This is a genomic window from Geodermatophilus sabuli (genome assembly GCF_900215145.1).
GTDB lineage: Bacteria > Actinomycetota > Actinomycetes > Mycobacteriales > Geodermatophilaceae > Geodermatophilus > Geodermatophilus sabuli.
The window spans coordinates 62,667-79,235 of record NZ_OBDO01000009.1; the positions used below are offsets into that span (position 1 = coordinate 62,667).

16 protein-coding genes are annotated in these 16,569 nt (G+C 76.6%); 8 read left to right on the forward strand and 8 right to left on the reverse strand.

The window, feature by feature from the left end; genetic code table 11:
- Positions 1-55: 55 nt before the first annotated feature.
- From lepB to CRP39_RS18940, 3 genes are all read left to right on the forward strand, one after another.
- Positions 56-652 carry a signal peptidase I gene (gene lepB / locus CRP39_RS18930; protein ID WP_172442520.1) on the forward strand — a complete coding sequence of 199 codons (597 nt, stop codon included), beginning with the start codon at positions 56-58 and terminating at the stop codon, positions 650-652.
- Between the two features lie 246 nt (positions 653-898).
- Positions 899-1,996, forward strand: coding sequence for a spore photoproduct lyase family protein (locus CRP39_RS18935; protein WP_245853973.1), 1,098 nt, complete (start codon positions 899-901; stop codon positions 1,994-1,996).
- A gap of 71 nt (positions 1,997-2,067) precedes the next feature.
- The gene (locus tag CRP39_RS18940; RefSeq protein WP_245853974.1) at positions 2,068-3,768 is read left to right on the forward strand and encodes a SpoIIE family protein phosphatase; all 1,701 of its coding nucleotides are present in this window, start codon (positions 2,068-2,070) and stop codon (positions 3,766-3,768) included.
- A 76-nt stretch (positions 3,769-3,844) separates the two neighbouring features.
- On the opposite strand, the gene CRP39_RS18945 is transcribed toward CRP39_RS18940, so the two are convergent.
- Together CRP39_RS18945 and CRP39_RS18950 are read right to left on the reverse strand one after the other, a co-directional pair.
- The gene (locus tag CRP39_RS18945; protein WP_097207945.1) at positions 3,845-4,531 is read right to left on the reverse strand and encodes a DUF6766 family protein; all 687 of its coding nucleotides are present in this window, start codon (positions 4,529-4,531) and stop codon (positions 3,845-3,847) included.
- 85 nt (positions 4,532-4,616) lie between these two features.
- Entirely contained in the window at positions 4,617-5,015 is a 399-nt protein-coding gene (locus CRP39_RS18950) for a hypothetical protein (protein ID WP_143426707.1), read from the reverse strand.
- 137 nt (positions 5,016-5,152) lie between these two features.
- Here CRP39_RS18950 and CRP39_RS18955 point away from each other — a divergent pair, with 137 nt between their 5' ends.
- Positions 5,153-6,655, forward strand: coding sequence for a phytoene desaturase family protein (locus CRP39_RS18955; protein WP_097208145.1), 1,503 nt, complete (start codon positions 5,153-5,155; stop codon positions 6,653-6,655).
- Between the two features lie 113 nt (positions 6,656-6,768).
- Here CRP39_RS18955 and CRP39_RS18960 read toward each other — a convergent pair whose 3' ends face one another.
- From CRP39_RS18960 to CRP39_RS18975, 4 genes are all read right to left on the reverse strand, one after another.
- Positions 6,769-8,247 carry a hypothetical protein gene (locus CRP39_RS18960; protein ID WP_097207947.1) on the reverse strand — a complete coding sequence of 493 codons (1,479 nt, stop codon included), beginning with the start codon at positions 8,245-8,247 and terminating at the stop codon, positions 6,769-6,771.
- A complete protein-coding gene (locus tag CRP39_RS18965; protein WP_097207948.1) occupies positions 8,247-9,761 on the reverse strand; it encodes a leucyl aminopeptidase family protein in 1,515 nt (504 codons plus the stop codon). The genes CRP39_RS18960 and CRP39_RS18965 overlap by 1 nt, the downstream gene beginning before the upstream one ends.
- An 89-nt stretch (positions 9,762-9,850) precedes the next feature.
- Complete coding sequence (locus tag CRP39_RS18970) at positions 9,851-10,018, reverse strand: DUF3117 domain-containing protein (RefSeq protein WP_012947303.1); 168 nt, start codon at positions 10,016-10,018, stop codon at positions 9,851-9,853.
- A 257-nt stretch (positions 10,019-10,275) separates the two neighbouring features.
- On the reverse strand, positions 10,276-10,845 hold the full coding sequence (locus CRP39_RS18975; RefSeq protein WP_172442522.1) for a DNA-3-methyladenine glycosylase I: 570 nt from the start codon (positions 10,843-10,845) through the stop codon (positions 10,276-10,278).
- A gap of 54 nt (positions 10,846-10,899) precedes the next feature.
- Here CRP39_RS18975 and CRP39_RS18980 point away from each other — a divergent pair, with 54 nt between their 5' ends.
- Complete coding sequence (locus tag CRP39_RS18980; protein WP_097207950.1) at positions 10,900-12,408, forward strand: glycosyltransferase family 39 protein; 1,509 nt, start codon at positions 10,900-10,902, stop codon at positions 12,406-12,408.
- A gap of 21 nt (positions 12,409-12,429) precedes the next feature.
- On the opposite strand, the gene CRP39_RS18985 is transcribed toward CRP39_RS18980, so the two are convergent.
- Both CRP39_RS18985 and CRP39_RS18990 read right to left on the reverse strand, forming a co-directional pair.
- The gene (locus tag CRP39_RS18985; protein WP_097207951.1) at positions 12,430-13,953 is read right to left on the reverse strand and encodes a carboxylesterase/lipase family protein; all 1,524 of its coding nucleotides are present in this window, start codon (positions 13,951-13,953) and stop codon (positions 12,430-12,432) included.
- 16 nt (positions 13,954-13,969) lie between these two features.
- On the reverse strand, positions 13,970-14,899 hold the full coding sequence (locus tag CRP39_RS18990; RefSeq protein ID WP_245853975.1) for a DMT family transporter: 930 nt from the start codon (positions 14,897-14,899) through the stop codon (positions 13,970-13,972).
- A gap of 122 nt (positions 14,900-15,021) precedes the next feature.
- Between CRP39_RS18990 and CRP39_RS18995 the strand changes: the two genes are divergently transcribed.
- From CRP39_RS18995 to CRP39_RS19005, 3 genes are read left to right on the forward strand one after another with little or no spacing between them, the layout of a single operon-like run.
- Positions 15,022-15,465, forward strand: coding sequence for a DUF2243 domain-containing protein (locus tag CRP39_RS18995; protein ID WP_245853976.1), 444 nt, complete (start codon positions 15,022-15,024; stop codon positions 15,463-15,465).
- Entirely contained in the window at positions 15,462-16,256 is a 795-nt protein-coding gene (locus CRP39_RS19000) for a cytochrome c oxidase assembly protein (RefSeq protein WP_097207953.1), read from the forward strand. Before CRP39_RS18995 ends, CRP39_RS19000 begins: the two co-directional genes overlap by 4 nt.
- Positions 16,196-16,528 carry a hypothetical protein gene (locus CRP39_RS19005; RefSeq protein ID WP_216359821.1) on the forward strand — a complete coding sequence of 111 codons (333 nt, stop codon included), beginning with the start codon at positions 16,196-16,198 and terminating at the stop codon, positions 16,526-16,528. Before CRP39_RS19000 ends, CRP39_RS19005 begins: the two co-directional genes overlap by 61 nt.
- The last annotated feature ends 41 nt before the right edge of the window (positions 16,529-16,569 follow it).

Below are 16,569 nucleotides of genomic sequence, written 5' to 3' on the forward strand. Positions count from 1 at the left end.
CCGATCGGCCGCCGTGGTCACCGGTGACCCCCGCACCGGTGACCACGGCGGTGCCGTGCCCGACGTCGGGGACGGCGCCCCCCGGTCACCTGCCGCGACTCCCGGTGCACCCCTGAGCCGCGGCGGCGCGCTGCGGCGGCGGCTCGGCAACCTGGCGGTGTGGGCGGCGGCCGGGACGGCCCTGCTGCTCGTGGCGTCGATGGCCGGCCTGCTCCCGCTGCAGCTCATGCGGGTCGACTCCGGCAGCATGATCCCCACCATCGCCTCCGGGGACCTGCTGGTGGTCCGGCACGGGCACGGCCCGGTGCAGCGCGGGGACGTCGTCGCCGTGCACCACCCGCTGGAGGACGGGCTGCTGGTCAAGCGGGCCGTCGCCGTCGGCGGTGACCAGGTGGGCCTCGAGGACGGCGTCCTGGTGGTCAACGGCGAGCCGGTGTGCGAGCCGGCCATCGACCCCGCCCTGATGGACGGCGTCTGGTTCGGGCCGGTGACCGTGCCCGAGGACGCCCTGTTCCTGCTCAGCGACAACCGCGACGGGTCGATCGACTCCCGCGCGTTCGGGCCGGTGCCCACCGACGGCCTGGTGGGCTCGGTCGTGGGCCGCGCGTGGCCGCACCCGGGGGCGCTGCCCTCGCCGTCCGCCGGCTGCTGACCGCACCCGTCCTGCTCCGTTGCGCGCCCGCGTCGGGACCTGCGTACTCGTGGCCATCAGCGCCCGGTGGCGGGTCAGAGTGCCTCCCGGATGTCGCGCGGGACGGTGAGGTGCGCCGAGGGGACGATGCCCAGCGGCAGTGCGGCGGCGAATGCCGGCGAGCACCGAGGAGAGACCTCGCCTGACTGTGGGCCGGAGCGCACCTCCCGCCGGAACAGCCGTTCGCGTGGGGCCGCTGTACCGGGTGTGGGAGCCGACCCGACCCCGACCGCCGTCCACCCCGACCTCTCCCGGCTGCTGCCGGTGCGCGAGATCCACGCCGAGCCGGCCGCCCTCGCCTCCCCCCGGGGTCAGGCGGTCCTCGCCCGGTTCCCGGGCGCCGAGGTGGTCGAGGTGGCCTCGCACTGGCAGATCCCCACGCTGCACGGCAACGCCGGCAACGTCGACCGCTGGGTCCGGGTGAAGTCCGAGACGCTGGTGCTCGGCGTCAAGAAGTCGCTGTCGGCGCGGCCCAACGGCCGCTCGGCGAACTGGATCGCGCCCTCGACCGCCAACGGGTGCGCGATGGCCTGCGCCTACTGCTACGTGCCGCGGCGCAAGGGCTACGCCAACCCGATCACGGTCTTCACCAACATCGAGCAGATCACCGGCTACCTGCGCCGGCACGCCGCCCGGCAGGGCCCGAAGCCGCAGGCCGACGAGTGCGACCCGGGGAGCTGGGTCTACGACATCGGCGAGAACAGCGACTGCTCGGTCGACGCCCTCGTCAGCGACAACGTGGCCGACCTGGTCGCCACCTTCCGCGACCTGCCGGCCGCGAAGGCGTCCTTCGCCACCAAGTTCGTGAACCGGCAGCTGCTCGACCTCGACCCGCAGGGGCGCACCCGCATCCGCTTCTCGGTGATGCCGGAGGCCGACGCCAGGGTGCTCGACGTGCGCACCAGCCGGGTGGGCGAGCGGATCGCCGCGGTCGACGACTTCGTCGCCGCCGGGTACGAGGTGCACCTCAACCTCTCCCCCGTCGTGCTGCGGGACGGCTGGGAGGTGGACTGGACCCAGCTGCTGCAACGGCTGGACGACGAGCTGTCCCCGGAGGCCAAGGCGCAGGCCGCCGCCGAGGTGATCATGCTGACCCACAACCGCGAGCTGCACGAGGTCAACCTGGGCTGGCACCCGAGGGCCGAGGAGCTGCTGTGGCGGCCGGACCTTCAGCAGCCCAAGCGCAGCCAGAACGGCCAGTGGAACGTGCGTTACCGCAACGACGTGAAGCGCGCCGGCCTCGACCGTCTCCAGACGCTGATCGCGCGATGGACGCCGTGGCTGCGCGTCCGGTACGCGTTCTGAGCTCGTCTCCCTGTCGACATGACCACTTGTCGACGAAGAGTGCTGGGAGGATGACCGACCGTGTGGGATCGTTGAGCTCCCAGCTCGAGGAGAAGAGGAACACCGAGGCGATGGCGTCCGAGTTCGACTCCGCCGTCGCTGCACCCTTCCTGCTCACCGCCCTCCCGGACACGGTGGTCGTGGCCGACGCCACCGGCCACATCTCCTACGTGAACCCCGCGGTTCGGGTGCTGCTCGGGTACGAGCCCTCGGCGGTCCTGGGGCTGCCGCTGGAGGCGCTCGTGCCCGAGCGCGTCCGCGGAAGGCACGGTGCCGACTTCGCCCGTTTCCTGACCACGGGGCACGGCGAGCTGGCCGGGCGCACCACCCAGCTGCCGGCGCTGCACGCCAGCGGGCACGAGGTCGCCGTCGACGTCACCCTGGCGATGCTGCCGCCGCCCCCGGGCGGCGGGGCGGAGCAGGCCGGCGTCGTCGCCGTCCTCCGTGACGCCAGCACGACGATCCTGCTGGAGCGCCAGCTGCTGGTCGGCCGCTACCTCACCGCGACGCTGCGGGTGACCGAGGCACTCACCGAGGCGCCCGACGCCGACGTCGCCTTCCGGGACCTGTTGCCGACGCTGTGCACCGAGCTCGACTGGGACACCGCCACCCTGTGGCAGCCGGACGCCGCGACCGGCCGGCTGCTCCACGCGCGCACCTGGACCGCGCCCGGAGAGCAGCCCGGCGCCCTGCACGCGGAGTCCCGGACCCGGCGGTTCCGGCGCGGGGAGGGGCTTCCGGGGCTGGCCTGGGCGCAGCGGTTGCCGGTGGGCGTCGAGGACGTGTGCAGCGACCCCCGCTTCACGCGCGCCGCGGCCGCCCACTCCGACGGGCTGCGCAGCGCGGTTGCCTTCCCGGTGCTCACCGGCGACACCGTCCTCGCCGTCTGCGAGCTGTTCTCCCGCGGGCAGCGGTCGGTGCCGCCGGAGCTGGTGGAGGTGCTGGCCCACGCCGGCCGGCAGATCGGTCAGTTCCTGGGCCGGCTGCGCGCGGAGTCCGACGTGCGCGAGCTCGCCGACACCCTCCAGCGCAGTCTGCTGCCCTCCCACCTGCCCGCCATCCCGGGCGTGGAGCTGGCCGCCCGCTACCGCCCGAGCGGGGGTTCGGCACTGGTCGGCGGCGACACCTACGACGTCATGCCCCTGCCGGACGGCCGGTGGATGGTGCTGATGGCCGACGTCTGCGGCACCGGCGCCGAGGCCGCGGCAGTCACCGCCCTCACCCGGCACACCGCCCGGGCGGCGGTGGCCTCCGGCGACCCGGCGGAGGTGCTCCGTGCCGTCAACGCCGCCCTGCTGCACGAGCAGGCCGACGGTCCGCTGCGCTTCGTCACCGCCTGCTGCCTGGTCCTCTCCCCCGGCCCGGACGGCGTGCGGGCGACGGTCGGCGTCGCCGGCCACCCGCTGCCGCTGCTCACCACCCCGGCCGGCACCACGGAGGTGGGCGTCGTCGGGCGGCCGCTGGGAGTCGACGCGGACCTGCACCTCGACGTGGTGGACGTCGAGGTACCACCGGGGTCGACGCTGGTGCTCTACACCGACGGGGTGACCGAGGCCCGCGACGACGTGGGCGCCCAGTTCGGTGAGGAGGGGCTGGCGCGGGTGGTCAGCAGCGCACCGGCCGGCGCCGAGGCCACCGTCGCGGCCGTGAACAGCGCCGTCGACGAGCAGTTGCACCGTTCCCGGCACGAGGCCGACGACCTCGCCGTCCTGGCCCTCGCCGTCCCCACCTGAACGCGGCGCTGCTCGAGGCACAGGAAGCCGTTCCCCACGTCTCGACGCCTCGGACGTGGGAACAGCCTCCCGTGCCTCATCCGGTCTGGCCGGTGTCGGCGTGCGCCGTCCCCACCGGCTTGGACTCCGGCGACCCGCGCTGGCGCAGGTACACCGAGAACACCGCCATCGACCCCACGGCCAGCATCTCCGACTGCCAGTTCTGGAAGGACCGGTTCCAGAAGTCTGCCTCCCCGAGGTAGCCGACCCAGCCGACCGGGTCCTGCCGGTCGGCGAGCTGCTCGGAGTTGAACGCCGCCCAGCCGGCGATCGACGAGGCGACCCAGGTCAGCAGGAAGAGCCCGCCCATGACCAGCCCGAGGGAGCGGGAGAACAGCGCCGTCCGCCACCCGCCGGTGCGCGCCCACGCCGGGGAGTCGTGCTGCGCGTGCGGGCCCATCCGCTGCTCCCGCGCCGACTCGGTGCCCTCCTTGCCCGGCTCCTTCGACTCCGAGGAGCCCCGCTGCACCAGCCACACCGTGGCGAAGGTGTACAGGAAGAACTGCAGGTACTCCGACTGCCAGTTCTCCATGACGTCCACGCCGAACGACGACGAGGTGACGTAGTCGAGCAGCGACACCGGCGGCAGCCCGTTGGCGACCTGCTGCGCGTTGACGTCCGCGGCGCCGGAGATCGCCTGTCCCACCAGCGTGACGAGGAACAGAGCCCCGAACGCGAGGCTGAGCGCGTTGGCGCGGAGGAAGCCGTACCGGGCCTCGCTCATCGGCCCATCAGTCCCAGCGCGGTCACGTAGACGACGCCCAGCAGGACGACCAGCAGGAACCCGACGAACACCGCACGGACGCCGTTCACGACTCCACCTCGCAGTCGTAGGGGGCCTCGCCCCGGGCCTGGCAGGCGGCCGCGACGACCCGCCACCCCGCGGCGGTCTCGGTGAGGAACACGGTGTCCCCGCTCAGCCGGACCTGCGCGTTGCCGCCCCAGACCTCCACCCCCTCCACCGCACCGCCCTGCAGGGGGATCTGGCCGATCGCGTCGGCGCACGAGGCCGACTCCTCCGACTCCAGCGCCGTCAAGGTGGCCGGAGTCAGCAGCGCGCACCGGTCGGCCGGGTCGGCGGCGTCGTCCTCGAACGCGGCCGCCACCGCACCGGCGTCGTCCGCCCCCTGGCCCGCGCAGCCGGTCAGCAGTGCCACGGCCGCCAGCGCGCCGGCGGCGGCACGGCACCTCCTCGTCGAGGTCCTCACGTGCCCTCCCGCTCCTCAGCCGGGTGCCGGCGGTGCTGGCCGGACCGACCGCCTACCCGGCCCCGGCCCGACCTGAAACGATCTTCACCCGGCCGGGCGAAACCGGGTGCCGTGCCGGGTGCGGCTACCGTCGCAGTGTGGCGCGGGTGGTGGTCGTCGGCGCCGGGATGGGCGGCCTCGCGGCGGCGGCCCGGCTGGCGGCCCTCGGCCACCGGGTGACCGTGCTGGAGCAGGCCCCCGGGATCGGCGGCAAGCTCGGCTGGTTCGCCCGCGACGGCCACGCCTTCGACACCGGGCCGAGCCTCATCACCCTCCCGCAGGTCCACCGCGACCTGTTCGCCGCGACCGGCGTCGCGCTGGAGGACGTCGTCGACCTCGTCCGCCTCGACCCCGCCGTCACCTACCGGTTCGCCGACGGGACGCCGCTGGCCGTGCCCGGACGCCGCGCGGATGTCCCGGACGCCGTCGACGCCGTCCTCGGCCCGGGGACGGGCGGGCAGTGGGCCGCGCTGACCGCCCGCGCCGAGGCGATGTGGCAGGTCACCGAGCAGCCGTTCCTGCGCTCGCCGCTGGCCGGCGCGGCCACCCTCGCGCGGCTGGCCCGCCGCGCCTCCGACGTCGCCACGGTCGCGCCGTGGCAGACGCTGCGCGGCGTCGGGACGGCGTACCTGCGGCATCCCCACCTGCGGACGCTGCTCGACCGGTACGCCACCTACTCCGGCTCGGACCCGCGGCGGGCCCCGGCCGTGCTGGCCACGGTGCCCTACGTCGAGCAGGAGTTCGGTTCCTGGTACGTGCGCGGCGGCCTGCGCCGGCTGGGCGAGGCCGTCGCGGCGCGGGCGGTCGACCGGGGCGCCGTCGTGCGTACCGGGTGCGCGGTGGAGCGGGTGCTGGTCGAGGGCGGGCGGGTCTGCGGGGTGCGGCTGGCCGGCGGCGAGGTGCTGCCGGCCGACGCCGTCGTCTCCGGGGCCGACGCCGCCGCGCTCTACGCCGACCTGCTGCCGCCGTCCCGGGCGACCCGGCGGGTGCGCCGCGACCTGGCCCGCAGCACGCCCTCGCTGTCGGGCTTCGTGCTGCTGCTGGCCCTGCGGGGGCGGACGCCGGGGCTGGCCCACCACACCGTGCTCTTCCCCGCCGACTACGACGCCGAGTTCGACGCGGTCTTCGGCACCGGGCGGTACCGCGGCGCGCCGCGGCCGGTCGACGACCCGACCGTCTACGTCAGCGCCCCCGACGACCCCGCGACCCGGCCCGACGCCGGCGCCGAGTCGTGGTTCGTGCTGGTCAACGCCCCCCGGCACGACCCGGACGGCGGCGTCGACTGGGACGCCCCCGGGCTCGCCGACCGCTACGCGCAGCGGGTGCTGGACGTGCTGGCGGCGCGCGGCCTCGACGTCCGGGACCGGGTCCGCTGGTGCGTCGCCCGCACACCGGCGGACCTGGAGCGCGACACCCGCAGCGTCGGTGGCTCCATCTACGGGACGTCGAGCAACGGCGCCCGCGCGGCGTTCCTGCGCCCCGGCAACGTGGGGCCGGTACCCGGGCTGTTCCTCGTCGGCGGCTCCGCCCACCCCGGCGGCGGGCTGCCGTTGGTGGCGCTGTCGGCCGAGATCGTCGCCCGCCTCGTCGGCCCCGCCTGAGCGGATCGGCAGCACCGGCCCGGGCGCCGACCCGGCGCCGAGATCGGCGATCTCGGCGCCATGGGCGTCCGATGCCGCCGAGATCGGCGATCTCGACCCGCCGGTGGGCGATGTCAGCTGCGGGCGGCGCCGTACCCGAGCAGAGCGGCCAGGCCCAGCGCGCTGCGTGGCGCGTAGGCGCTGCGCCAGAGCCCGCCGTGGGCCGCGGCGTGCGCCTCGTCCTGCCACGGGTGCTCGCACGCGGGGCCGCCGCCGGTGTGCAGGTCGTGCACCAGGAGGGCTGCCATGAGCACGTTCGAGGTGGCCGGCTCGAACACCTCGACGCCGAACCGGTGGGCGCCGGCGTAGGCCGCGGCCAGCGCCCGGTTCTTCACCACCGAACGGGTGCGGGTCGGGGGTGCCACGTTCATCGACACCGTCGTCCCGGCCGCCCGCGCGGTCGTGGCCCGCCACCGCTGCAGCCGCTTGGCCAGCGCGTAGTTGGGGCCCTGCTGCGCCACCAGGCTGTCGGCGACGCCCGGGTCGGAGCCCGGCACGTAGGCCCGCTGCAGCAGCCGGCCGGCCGAGAGGGTGCGCAGCGGCCGGCCGACCAGCTTGCCCACCCGCGACCGGGCGGCGTAGGCGCGCACCGACTGCTCCACCGCCTCCGCCGGGACGGCGAAGACGTCGGTCGGCGTGGCGAGGAAGGCCAGCGCGAGGTCCTCGCGAGCTGCGGCCAGCCGCGCGGTGAGGGCGTCGACGGCCACCGACACCCGCACGTTGGTGGCGCCGTCCGCGTAGACGTAGTTGCCCAGCACCAGCCGGCCGGGCAACCCGGTGACCCACTCGGCGACCGCGGGCACCTCGGCGATGAGGTCGGCGCCGGCCGCGGCCGTGACGTCCCCCGCCCCGACCCCGGCGGCGGGGTCGCCCACCGGCAGCAACAGCGTCCCGGCCCCGCGGCGGGCGGTGTCGAGCACCCGCTCCCACAGCGGTGCGCGCGGCAGGTCGACGCCGGCCACGCGGGCACCCCAGCGCAGCAGCGCGGTCAGCGGCCCCATCTCCGCGCCGGCACCGAGCACGACGACGGTGGTGTCCGGCAGCGCCAGCCACTCCGGGTGCGCGGCCACCGTGCGCACCGCCTCCGCGCACGACGGCTCCACCACGCCGGCGGCGACCCAGGCGTCCAGTTGCCGCAGCAGCGCGTCGCCCTGCAGTCGTCGGCCGTGGAAGGGCAGCGTCAGCTCCCGCTCCGGCTCGGCGGTGCCGCGCACCTCGGCCGTGCCCAGGGCGCGGCCGGCGGGCCCAGACCCCAGGACGTCGAGCCCGGCCTCCCCGTCCGCGCCGGCCACCCGCATCCGCGCGTGCACGGCGGCCAGCCCGGCGTCGGCGACGGACAGCGCCGCGGCGCGCGAGGAGAGCCCGGCCTCCACCAGCCGGCGGAAGTGGGTCAGGTAGCCGGCCCGCCAGTTGGTCTCGCGCTCGGCGGCGGCCGCCCCGGTCGGGTCCACCGGGCGCAGCGCGTCGGCGACGACGGCCCGGCCCAGCGCCGCGGTGCTGCGCCGCCCGTCCGGGCCGGCCGGGAAGACGACCCCGCGCTCCTCCCCGGCCATCAGTCGACGGTCATCGGGGCGTCGACCGGCGCGCCGGCCTCCAGCCACCGCAGCAGGGTGCGGGCGCCGTAGCCGGTGCCGCCCTTGACGACCTCCGCGTCGTCGGAGCCGGCGCGGGCCGGGCCGGCGACGTCGAGGTGGGCCCACGGCAGCTCGCCGGCGAACGGGCGGAGGAACAGCGCGGCGGTCGTGCCGCCGGGGTTGCCCGGCGCGTTGTTGGCGTCGGCGACCGCGCTCTCCAGCAGGTCGGCGTGCTCCTCGGCCAGCGGCATCCGCCAGACCGGCTCGCCGGCGTGCCCGGCGGCGGCGCGCAGCGCGTCGGCCAGCCCGTCGGAGGTGGCGTACAGACCGGCCGTGCGGGTGCCCAGCGCCACCTTCATCGCACCGGTCAGCGTGGCGACGTCGACCAGCACGGTGGCGCCCAGGTGCAGGCGCGCGTGCGCCAGGCCGTCGGCGAGCACCATGCGCCCCTCGGCATCGGTGTTGAGCACCTCCGTCGTCCGGCCGCCGACGTGCCGGACGACGTCGGACGGCCGGTACGAGGAGCCGGAGACGGCGTTCTCCGCGGCGGGGACGACGGCGGTGACGGCGACCGGCAGCGCCAGCCGGGCGGCGGCGTCGACGGCGGCCAGGACGGCGGCGCCGCCGGCCATGTCGGTCTTCATCTCGCGCATACCGGCGGTGGGCTTGATCGAGATGCCGCCGGTGTCGAAGGTGATGCCCTTGCCGACCAGGACCGGGTGGTGGCCCGCGGCGGCGCCCGGCGGGCGATAGCTCGCCACGATCACGCAGGGCGGGGTGGCCGAGCCGCCACCGACGGCGAGGACGCCGCCGAAGCCGCCGGCCCGCAGGTCGTCGGCGTCGAGCACGTGCACGGTGACGTGGTCGAGGCCGGCGAGCCGCTCCCCTGCCTCGGCGGCGAGCCAGGCGGGGTCCTTGGTGTTGCTCGGCGTGTTGACCAGGTCGCGGGCCCAGGCGACCGACCGGCCGGCGACCTCGCCCGCGCGGGCGGCGGCGACCGCGGCCGGGTCGCCGGCGTCGGTGGCGACGACGGTGACGGTGGCCAGCCGCGGCGGGTGCGGCGCCGACGTGTCACGGAAGCGGTACCCGGCCAGCAGCGCGGTCTCGACGGCGACGCGGACCTCCTCGGCACCGGCGGGCGCGGCGGCGTCGTCGACCGGCAGCACCAGGCGGCGGGCGCCGTGCTCGGCGAGGGTCTGCGCGCGGCGGACGGCGACGCCGACGCAGTGGCGCAACTCGGGCAGGGTGGCGTCGCCGACCCCCACCGCGACCACGCTGCGCGGGCGCCGGCCGGGGACCGGCACGTTGGTGACAGCGCCCGGCCGGCCGGTGTTGCCGGTGTCGCGCAGGGCGCCGGCGAGCAGTGCGGCGTCCACCGGCGCGCCCGGCCCGGTCAGCCAGGCCGGCAGAGCGGCGCCGGAGCCGACCGGCACGGCCAGGACGTCGTCCTCCCCGAGCTCGGGGAGGGTGGTCAGGACCTCGACCCGCGGCAACGGCGCGGCCCCGGTCGCCGGCGTGCTGCCGGCGGCCGGGGCCGTGTCGTCCTGCGCGGGGCTGCCCGGGGGCAGGCTCGCAGGGGTGTTCAGCTGGTCGCGCCCTTCAGTGCCTCGGACAGCGCCGCGGCCTCGTCGGGCGACAGCTCGACGACCAGGCGACCGCCGCCTTCGAGCGGTACGCGCATGACCAGGCCGCGCCCCTCCTTGGTGACTTCCAGGGGACCTTCACCCGTGCGCGGCTTCATGGCCGCCATGCGTGCCTCCTTCATCGGCCACCCGCAAGCCTGGTGAGCTGCGGTGCGGCTGCTCGTCGATGCTGTGAGCTCCACTGCCCATGATCCCGTATCCGGCGCTCAGGACCAACACGAGCCCCCCTGCGTGCCGCGACGGGGTGACACCGTTCCTCGCTGCGATGCTCCCGCGGCTGTCCTCAGGCGATGCCTCCCGGCCTGACTCCGCGCCCCGGTCCGCTCCTCGCTCGTTCCTCGCTGCGATGCTCCCGCGGCTGTCGTCAGGCGGGGGCGGCGCGGAAGCAGTCGGCGACGTGGTCGTCGACCATGCCGGTCGCCTGCATGAGGGCGTAGGCGGTGGTCGGGCCGACGAAGGCGAACCCCCGCCGCTTGAGCTCCTTGGCCATCGCCACCGACTCCGGGCTGGTGGCCGGGACGTCCGCGAGCGTGGCCGGGCGGGGACGCGGCCCGGCCGGCGCGAAGGACCACAGCAGCGCGTCCAGACCCCCGGGGACCTGCTGCGCCGCCCGCGCGTTGGCGATCGCCGCCCGGATCTTGGCGCGGTTGCGCACGATGCCGGCGTCGGCCATCAGCCGGGCCTCGTCGTCCTCGGTGAACGCCGCGACCGCGTCGATGGCGAACCCGGCGAACGAGGCCCGGAACGCCGGCCGCTTGCGCAGGATGGTGATCCAGGACAGCCCGGACTGGAACGCCTCCAGGCAGAGCCGCTCGAACAGGGCGTCGTCGCCGTGCAGCGGCGTCCCCCACTCCTCGTCGTGGTAGACGACGTACTCGGGCGCGCTCTCGCCCCATGCGCACCTGACGAGGTCTGCACCACGGGTCCGTTCCACGCCCGGGACGCTAGCCGCGGCCACCGACGGTCCGGGCCGGTTACGGTCCCCGGGATGACCGGGACGGCGGCACCCCCGCGGCCGGCCGCTCCGGAGCGGCCGGCCGTGGCCCGGCTCCCGCTGACCGGGCTGGCCGCCGCCGTCGCGCTGCTGCTCCTCGCCGTGTCGGGCCGCTACGGGTACCACCGCGACGAGCTGTACTTCCTGCGCGCCGGGCGGGAGGCGGCGTTCGGCTACGTCGACCAGCCGCCGCTCACCCCGCTGCTGGCCGCGACGGTCGACGCGCTGGCGCCGGGGTCGCTGGTGGCGCTGCGGGTGCCGTCGGCCCTGGCCGCCGGGCTGGTGGTGGTGCTGACCGGGCTGCTCGCGCGGGAGTTCGGCGGCGGGCGGGCGGCACAGCTGCTGGCCGCCGCCGCCATCGGCGTCTCCGCCTTCCTGCTGGCGGTCGGCCACCTGCTGTCGACGTCGACGTTCGACCTGCTGGCGTGGACGGCGCTGTCCTGGCTGCTGGTGCGGGCCTTGCGCGACGGCGGCGCGGTGTGGCTGGCCGCGGGGGCGGTGGCCGGGGTGGCCCTGCAGAACAAGGTGCAGCCGGCCTTCCTCGTGGCCGCGGTGCTCCTCGGCGTCCTGGTCGCCGGACCACGCGTGGTGTTCCGCTCACCCTGGCCGTGGCTGGGCGGCGCGCTGGCGCTGCTGCTGTGGGCGCCGAACCTGGCCTGGCAGGCGACGAACGGCTGGCCGCAGCTGGCCCTGGCCGAGGCGATCGCCGCCGGCAGCTCGGGTACCAGCGAGCCCTGGTACCTGTTCCTGCCCTTCCAGCTGGTGCTGGTCAGCCCGCTGCTGGTGCCGGTGTGGGGAGCCGGCTGGGTTCGCCTGGCCCGCGACCCGGGGCTGCGGCCCTGGCGGGCGTTCGCGGTCGCCTACATCGCCCTGGCGGCGGTGTTCCTGCTGACCGGCGGCAAGCCCTACTACCTGGCCGGGCTGTACCCGGTGCTGCTGGCAGCCGGGGCGGACCCGGTGCTCCGGTGGGTCCGGCGGGGCGCCGGCCGCCTCCGGGCCGGGCTGGTGGCGGCCGCGCTGGTGCTGAGCCTGGCGATCGACGCGCTGCTGATGCTGCCGCTGCTGCCGGTCGGGGCGCTGGCGGGCAGCCCGGTCCCGGCGGTCAACTACGACGCCGGCGAGACCGTCGGGTGGCCGGCGTTCGCCGCCACCGTCGAGAGCGCCCGCGACCGGCTGCCGGCCGGCGAGCCGGTCGCCGTCCTCACCCGCAACTACGGCGAGGCCGGCGCGGTCGACCGCTTCGCCCCCCGGCTGGCCCCCGCGTACAGCGGGCACAACGCCTACTGGTCGTGGGGGCCGCCGGGTGAAGAGGTCACGGCCGTCGTCGCCGTCGGGTTCCCGGAGGAGCAGCTGCGGCGCTGGTTCGGCCGCGTCGAGCCCGCCGGCCGGGTGGACAACGGCGTGGGGTTGGACAACGACGAGCAGGGCGTGCCGGTGTGGGTGGCCGCCGACCGGCTGGTGCCCTGGTCGCAGCTCTGGCCGCAGCTGCGCCGGCTCGGCTGAGCCGGCCGCGGCCCGGGCCGCTCAGCTCCGCAGGTCGAGCACGCCGATCGGGACGTCGGCCCACAGCTCCCGGGACACCTGCTCCGGGTAGCGGCGCACCCCGCCGCGCTCGCCGACGTCGAACACCCGGGTCAACTGCCGGTCGTCGTCGTGCGCGGGCCAGCCGGGCTCCCCGTCGCGGGCGAACGCCGTCCAGGCCGCACGCAGCTGCGCGGACACCTCGGCCGCCTCGGGCGGGGGCGTGGGGCCCAGCAGCTGCAGGGCGATCCCCTGGTCGAGGACCCCGAACACCAGCGGGACGTCGAGCACGTGGCAGGCGCCCAGGACACCGCCCGCCCCCGGGGCCGGCCAGGTCAGCTCGTAGAGGTGGCTGCGCCCACCGCCGGCGCTGTGCGCGCGGACCAGCTGCAGGCTCGGCATCCGGAACATCCGGTCGGAGTGGACCAGCACGTACCGCTCCTCGGCCCCGGCGCCGGGGAACGCCGCCCGCATCCGCGCCGGAGCGTCCGGGCCGGGGCCGAAGACGGCGGCCGCCTCGTCCGCCAGCTCGTCGGTGACCTGCCCGACGAGGCCGCCGAGGGCGAGGAAGAGCCGCCACTCGTCCCGGTTGTGCCCGACCACCAGGGGGACGTCGCGCGCGGCACCGGCGGCCAGCCCGGTCCAGGGATCGGTGGGCAGCACCTCGCCGTCCACCACCGGCGAGTAGGGCGTGGGCGTGTGCGCCACGAGGCCCCAGCGGTCGAGGGAGGCCATCCGCCGGTCCAGCTCCGACAGCGCGGCCACGAGCCGCTCCGGCGGGACGTCGGCGAGCGCGGCCGCCGACGGGGCCAGTCCGAGCGGCGCGGTCAGCTCGGCGCTGACGTCCCGGGCGAGCGCCGGGGTGAAGTACGTGCCGGGCACGCTCTGCGCGACCGCGTGGGCGAACAGGCCGGCCGCCGCCGGCATGACCAGGAGCGAGGCGATCGCCCCGGCGCCGGCGGACTCGCCGAACAGGGTCACCCGGGCGGGGTCCCCGCCGAACGCGGCGATCTCCTCCTGCACCCAGCGCAGGGTGGCCACGACGTCGAGCAGCCCCCGGTTGGCCGGCGCACCCTCCAGCTCGGCGTAGCCCTCGACGCCGACCCGGTGGTTCGCGGTGACCACGACGGCCCCGGAGCGGGCCAGCGCCGAGCCGTCGTAGCCCGGTTCCGCCGACGACCCCATCCGGTAGGCGCCGCCGTACACCCAGACCAGGACGGGCAGCCCGGCGGCTCCCGGGTCCGGCGTCCAGACGTTGAGGGTGAGCCAGTCGGTCGGGTCGTGGCGCACCGGCCCCGTCGCGGCGGGAGCCGGGGGCGGCGGGCCCATCCACGCCTGGGGTGGGGGCGGCCCGAAGACGTCGGCCTCCCGGACGCCGTCCCACGGCTGCGGCGGCCGCGGCGCCTGGAACCGCTGCCCACCCACGGGGGGCGCGGCGAACGGGATGCCGCGGAACACCGCGGTCCCGTGCTCGGTGCGGCCGCGGACGGCGCCCGCGCGGGTGCGGACGACCGGCTGTTCGGTCAAGGAGTTCCTCCGTTGCTCAGGGGACGGCGGCGTCGACGTCGGACAGTTCGCAGCGGGCGCTGCGCACGGGGCTGCGGCGGGTGGCGAGCACGCAGCCGAGCACGATGAGCGGCAGCCCGACGGCCAGGCCGAGGGTGAACGGCTCGTCGAGCAGCAGCACGCCGAGCAGCACCGCGACCGCCGGGTTGAGGAAGGTGATCACCAGCGCGCGCTGCGGGCCCACCTCGCGGATGAGCGCGAAGAACAGCGCCAGGGCGACCGCGGTGCACAGCACGCCGAGGGCCAGCACCGACAGCAGCGCGTCGGCCGGGGCCCAGACCGCCTCGTCCAGCTGCGGGGCGGCGAACGGTGCGTAGACGACGGCGGTGACGGTGAGCGCGATCGCGCTGGCGGCCACGCCCGGGACGTCGGGCAGCTTGCGGCTGACGATCATCGGCGCGGTGGCGTAGCCGACGACCACGAGCGCCACGGCCAGCAGCGGCGGCAGCGCCAGACCCTCGACGTCGAGGCCGAGCAGGACGGCGATCCCGACCACGCCCAGCCCCATGCCGGCCAGCCGCACCGGTGTGAGCCGCTCCTCCTCCCCCGCCAGGCGGGCGGCCAGGGCGGCGACGAAGGGGACGCCGGCGACCAGCAGGCCGGTGAGCGAGCTGGACAGCGTCTGCTCAGCGTAGGAGAGCAGCAGCCAGGGGCCGGTCATCTCCAGGACGGTGAACGCCAGCAGCGGCTTCCAGTGCCGCAGCGCCGGGCGCAGCTGGCCGCGGGCCACCGTCCAGGGCAGCAGCAGGGCCGCGCCGAGGACGCAGCGGGCGAAGACCACCATCACCGGGGAGAGCTCGCCGACGGCCACCTTGATGAGCAGGTACGGCACACCCCAGATGAGCGCCATCGCCAGGAACAGCGCCCAGCCCCGGCGGCTCATCGCTGCCCGCGCGCAGCGCTGCACGACTCCACGGCGGACATCCTGCACGACCCCACCGACGTCCCCCCGGCGGTTTCCGGCCGCGACATGCGACGGCCGGGGAGGCCGGCCCGTTTCCGGCCGTCCCGCGGGGGCACCGGTCGGCCGTGACCGATGCCCGCGTCGTGCCCGGCCGGCTGCTGCTCTCCGGGTTGCTGTCGGGCGCCGGCCTCATGGGGGCGGTCGACGAGATCGTCTTCCACCAGCTGCTGCACTGGCACCACTTCTACGACCGGGCCAGTGGTGCGGCCGGCCTGGTCTCCGACGGGGTGCTGCACGCGGCCACGCTCTCCGCGGTGGTGGCCGGGCTGGCGCTGCTGGCCGACGTCCGGCGCCGCGGGGAGTTCGACCGGCTGCGCTGGTGGGGAGCAGTGCTGCTCGGCGCCGGCGCCTTCCAGCTGTGGGACGGCGTCGTGGACCACAAGCTGCTACGGGTGCACCAGGTCCGCTACGGCGTGGACCTCGCCCCGTACGACGCCGCGTGGATCGGTGCGGCGGCGGTGCTGGTCATCGCCGGCGCGCTGCTCACGCTGCGGACCCGCCGCCGGTGACGGCGCTCGCCGGCCTGCTGACGGCCGCGGTGCTCTACGTCGCGGCGACCTGGCGGTGCCGGGCGCCGTGGCCCCTGCGGCGGACGGCGTGCTGCCTGGCCGGCCTGGCCGCGGCCGGCGCGGGGTGGGCCCTGGCCGGCGCGCACGGCGACCTGCGGACGCACATGGCCGGCCACCTGCTGCTCGGCATGCTCGGACCGCTGCTGCTGGTCCTCGCCGCACCGGCGACCCTCGCGCTGCGGGCGCTGCCGGTGACCGTGGCGCGGCGGCTGGCCCGGGCGCTGCGGACGCCGCCGGTCCGCTGGGCGACCGACCCGCTGGTCGCCGTCCCGCTCAACGCCGCCGGCCTGTGGGTGCTGTACGGCACCGGACTGCACGCCGCGGCCGCGCACCGACCGGCGCTGGCCGCGCTGGTCTCCCTGCACGTGCTCGTCAGCGGGTACCTGGCGACCGCGTCGGTACTGGCCGTCGACCCGGCGCCGCACCGGCGCGGGGTCGGGGTGCGGGCCGGGGCGCTCGCCGCGGGCACGGCGGCGCACGACGTCCTGGCGAAGTGGCTCTACGCCGCACCGCCGGCCGGGGTCCTCGCCGCCGAGGAGGGGGCGCGGCTCATGTACGACGGGGGCACCGTCGTCTCCCTGCTCACCGCCGCGGTGCTGTGGCGGCGCTGGTACGTCAGCCGCGCCGTGGTCCGGCCCGCGGCCGCAGCGCCTGCCCGACCATGGGCGGCGTGGACGCCCCGGACCGCTTCGCCGCGCTCGTCGACGCCCTCGCCACAGACCCCGGGGTGACCCCGCCCGACGCCGACGGCGCACGCCGGTTCGGCTCGGGCACCCTGCGCGCGGGCGGGTCGATCTTCGCGATGCTCGCCGTGGACGCGGTGGTGCTCAAGCTGCCGAGCGACCGGGTGGCTGCGCTGCTGGCCGACGGCGCCGGGCGACCGTTCAGCAGCGGGAAGGGGCAGCCGTACCGGGAGTGGGTGGCCCTCCCGGACGGGGACCCGGCGACCGACCTGGCGCTGGCCCGTGAGGCACTGGCGTTCGTCCGCTCCCGCCGCCGCTGAGCTCCGGGTCACCGCGCGGGCCGGTCCACCGGGACGAGGAC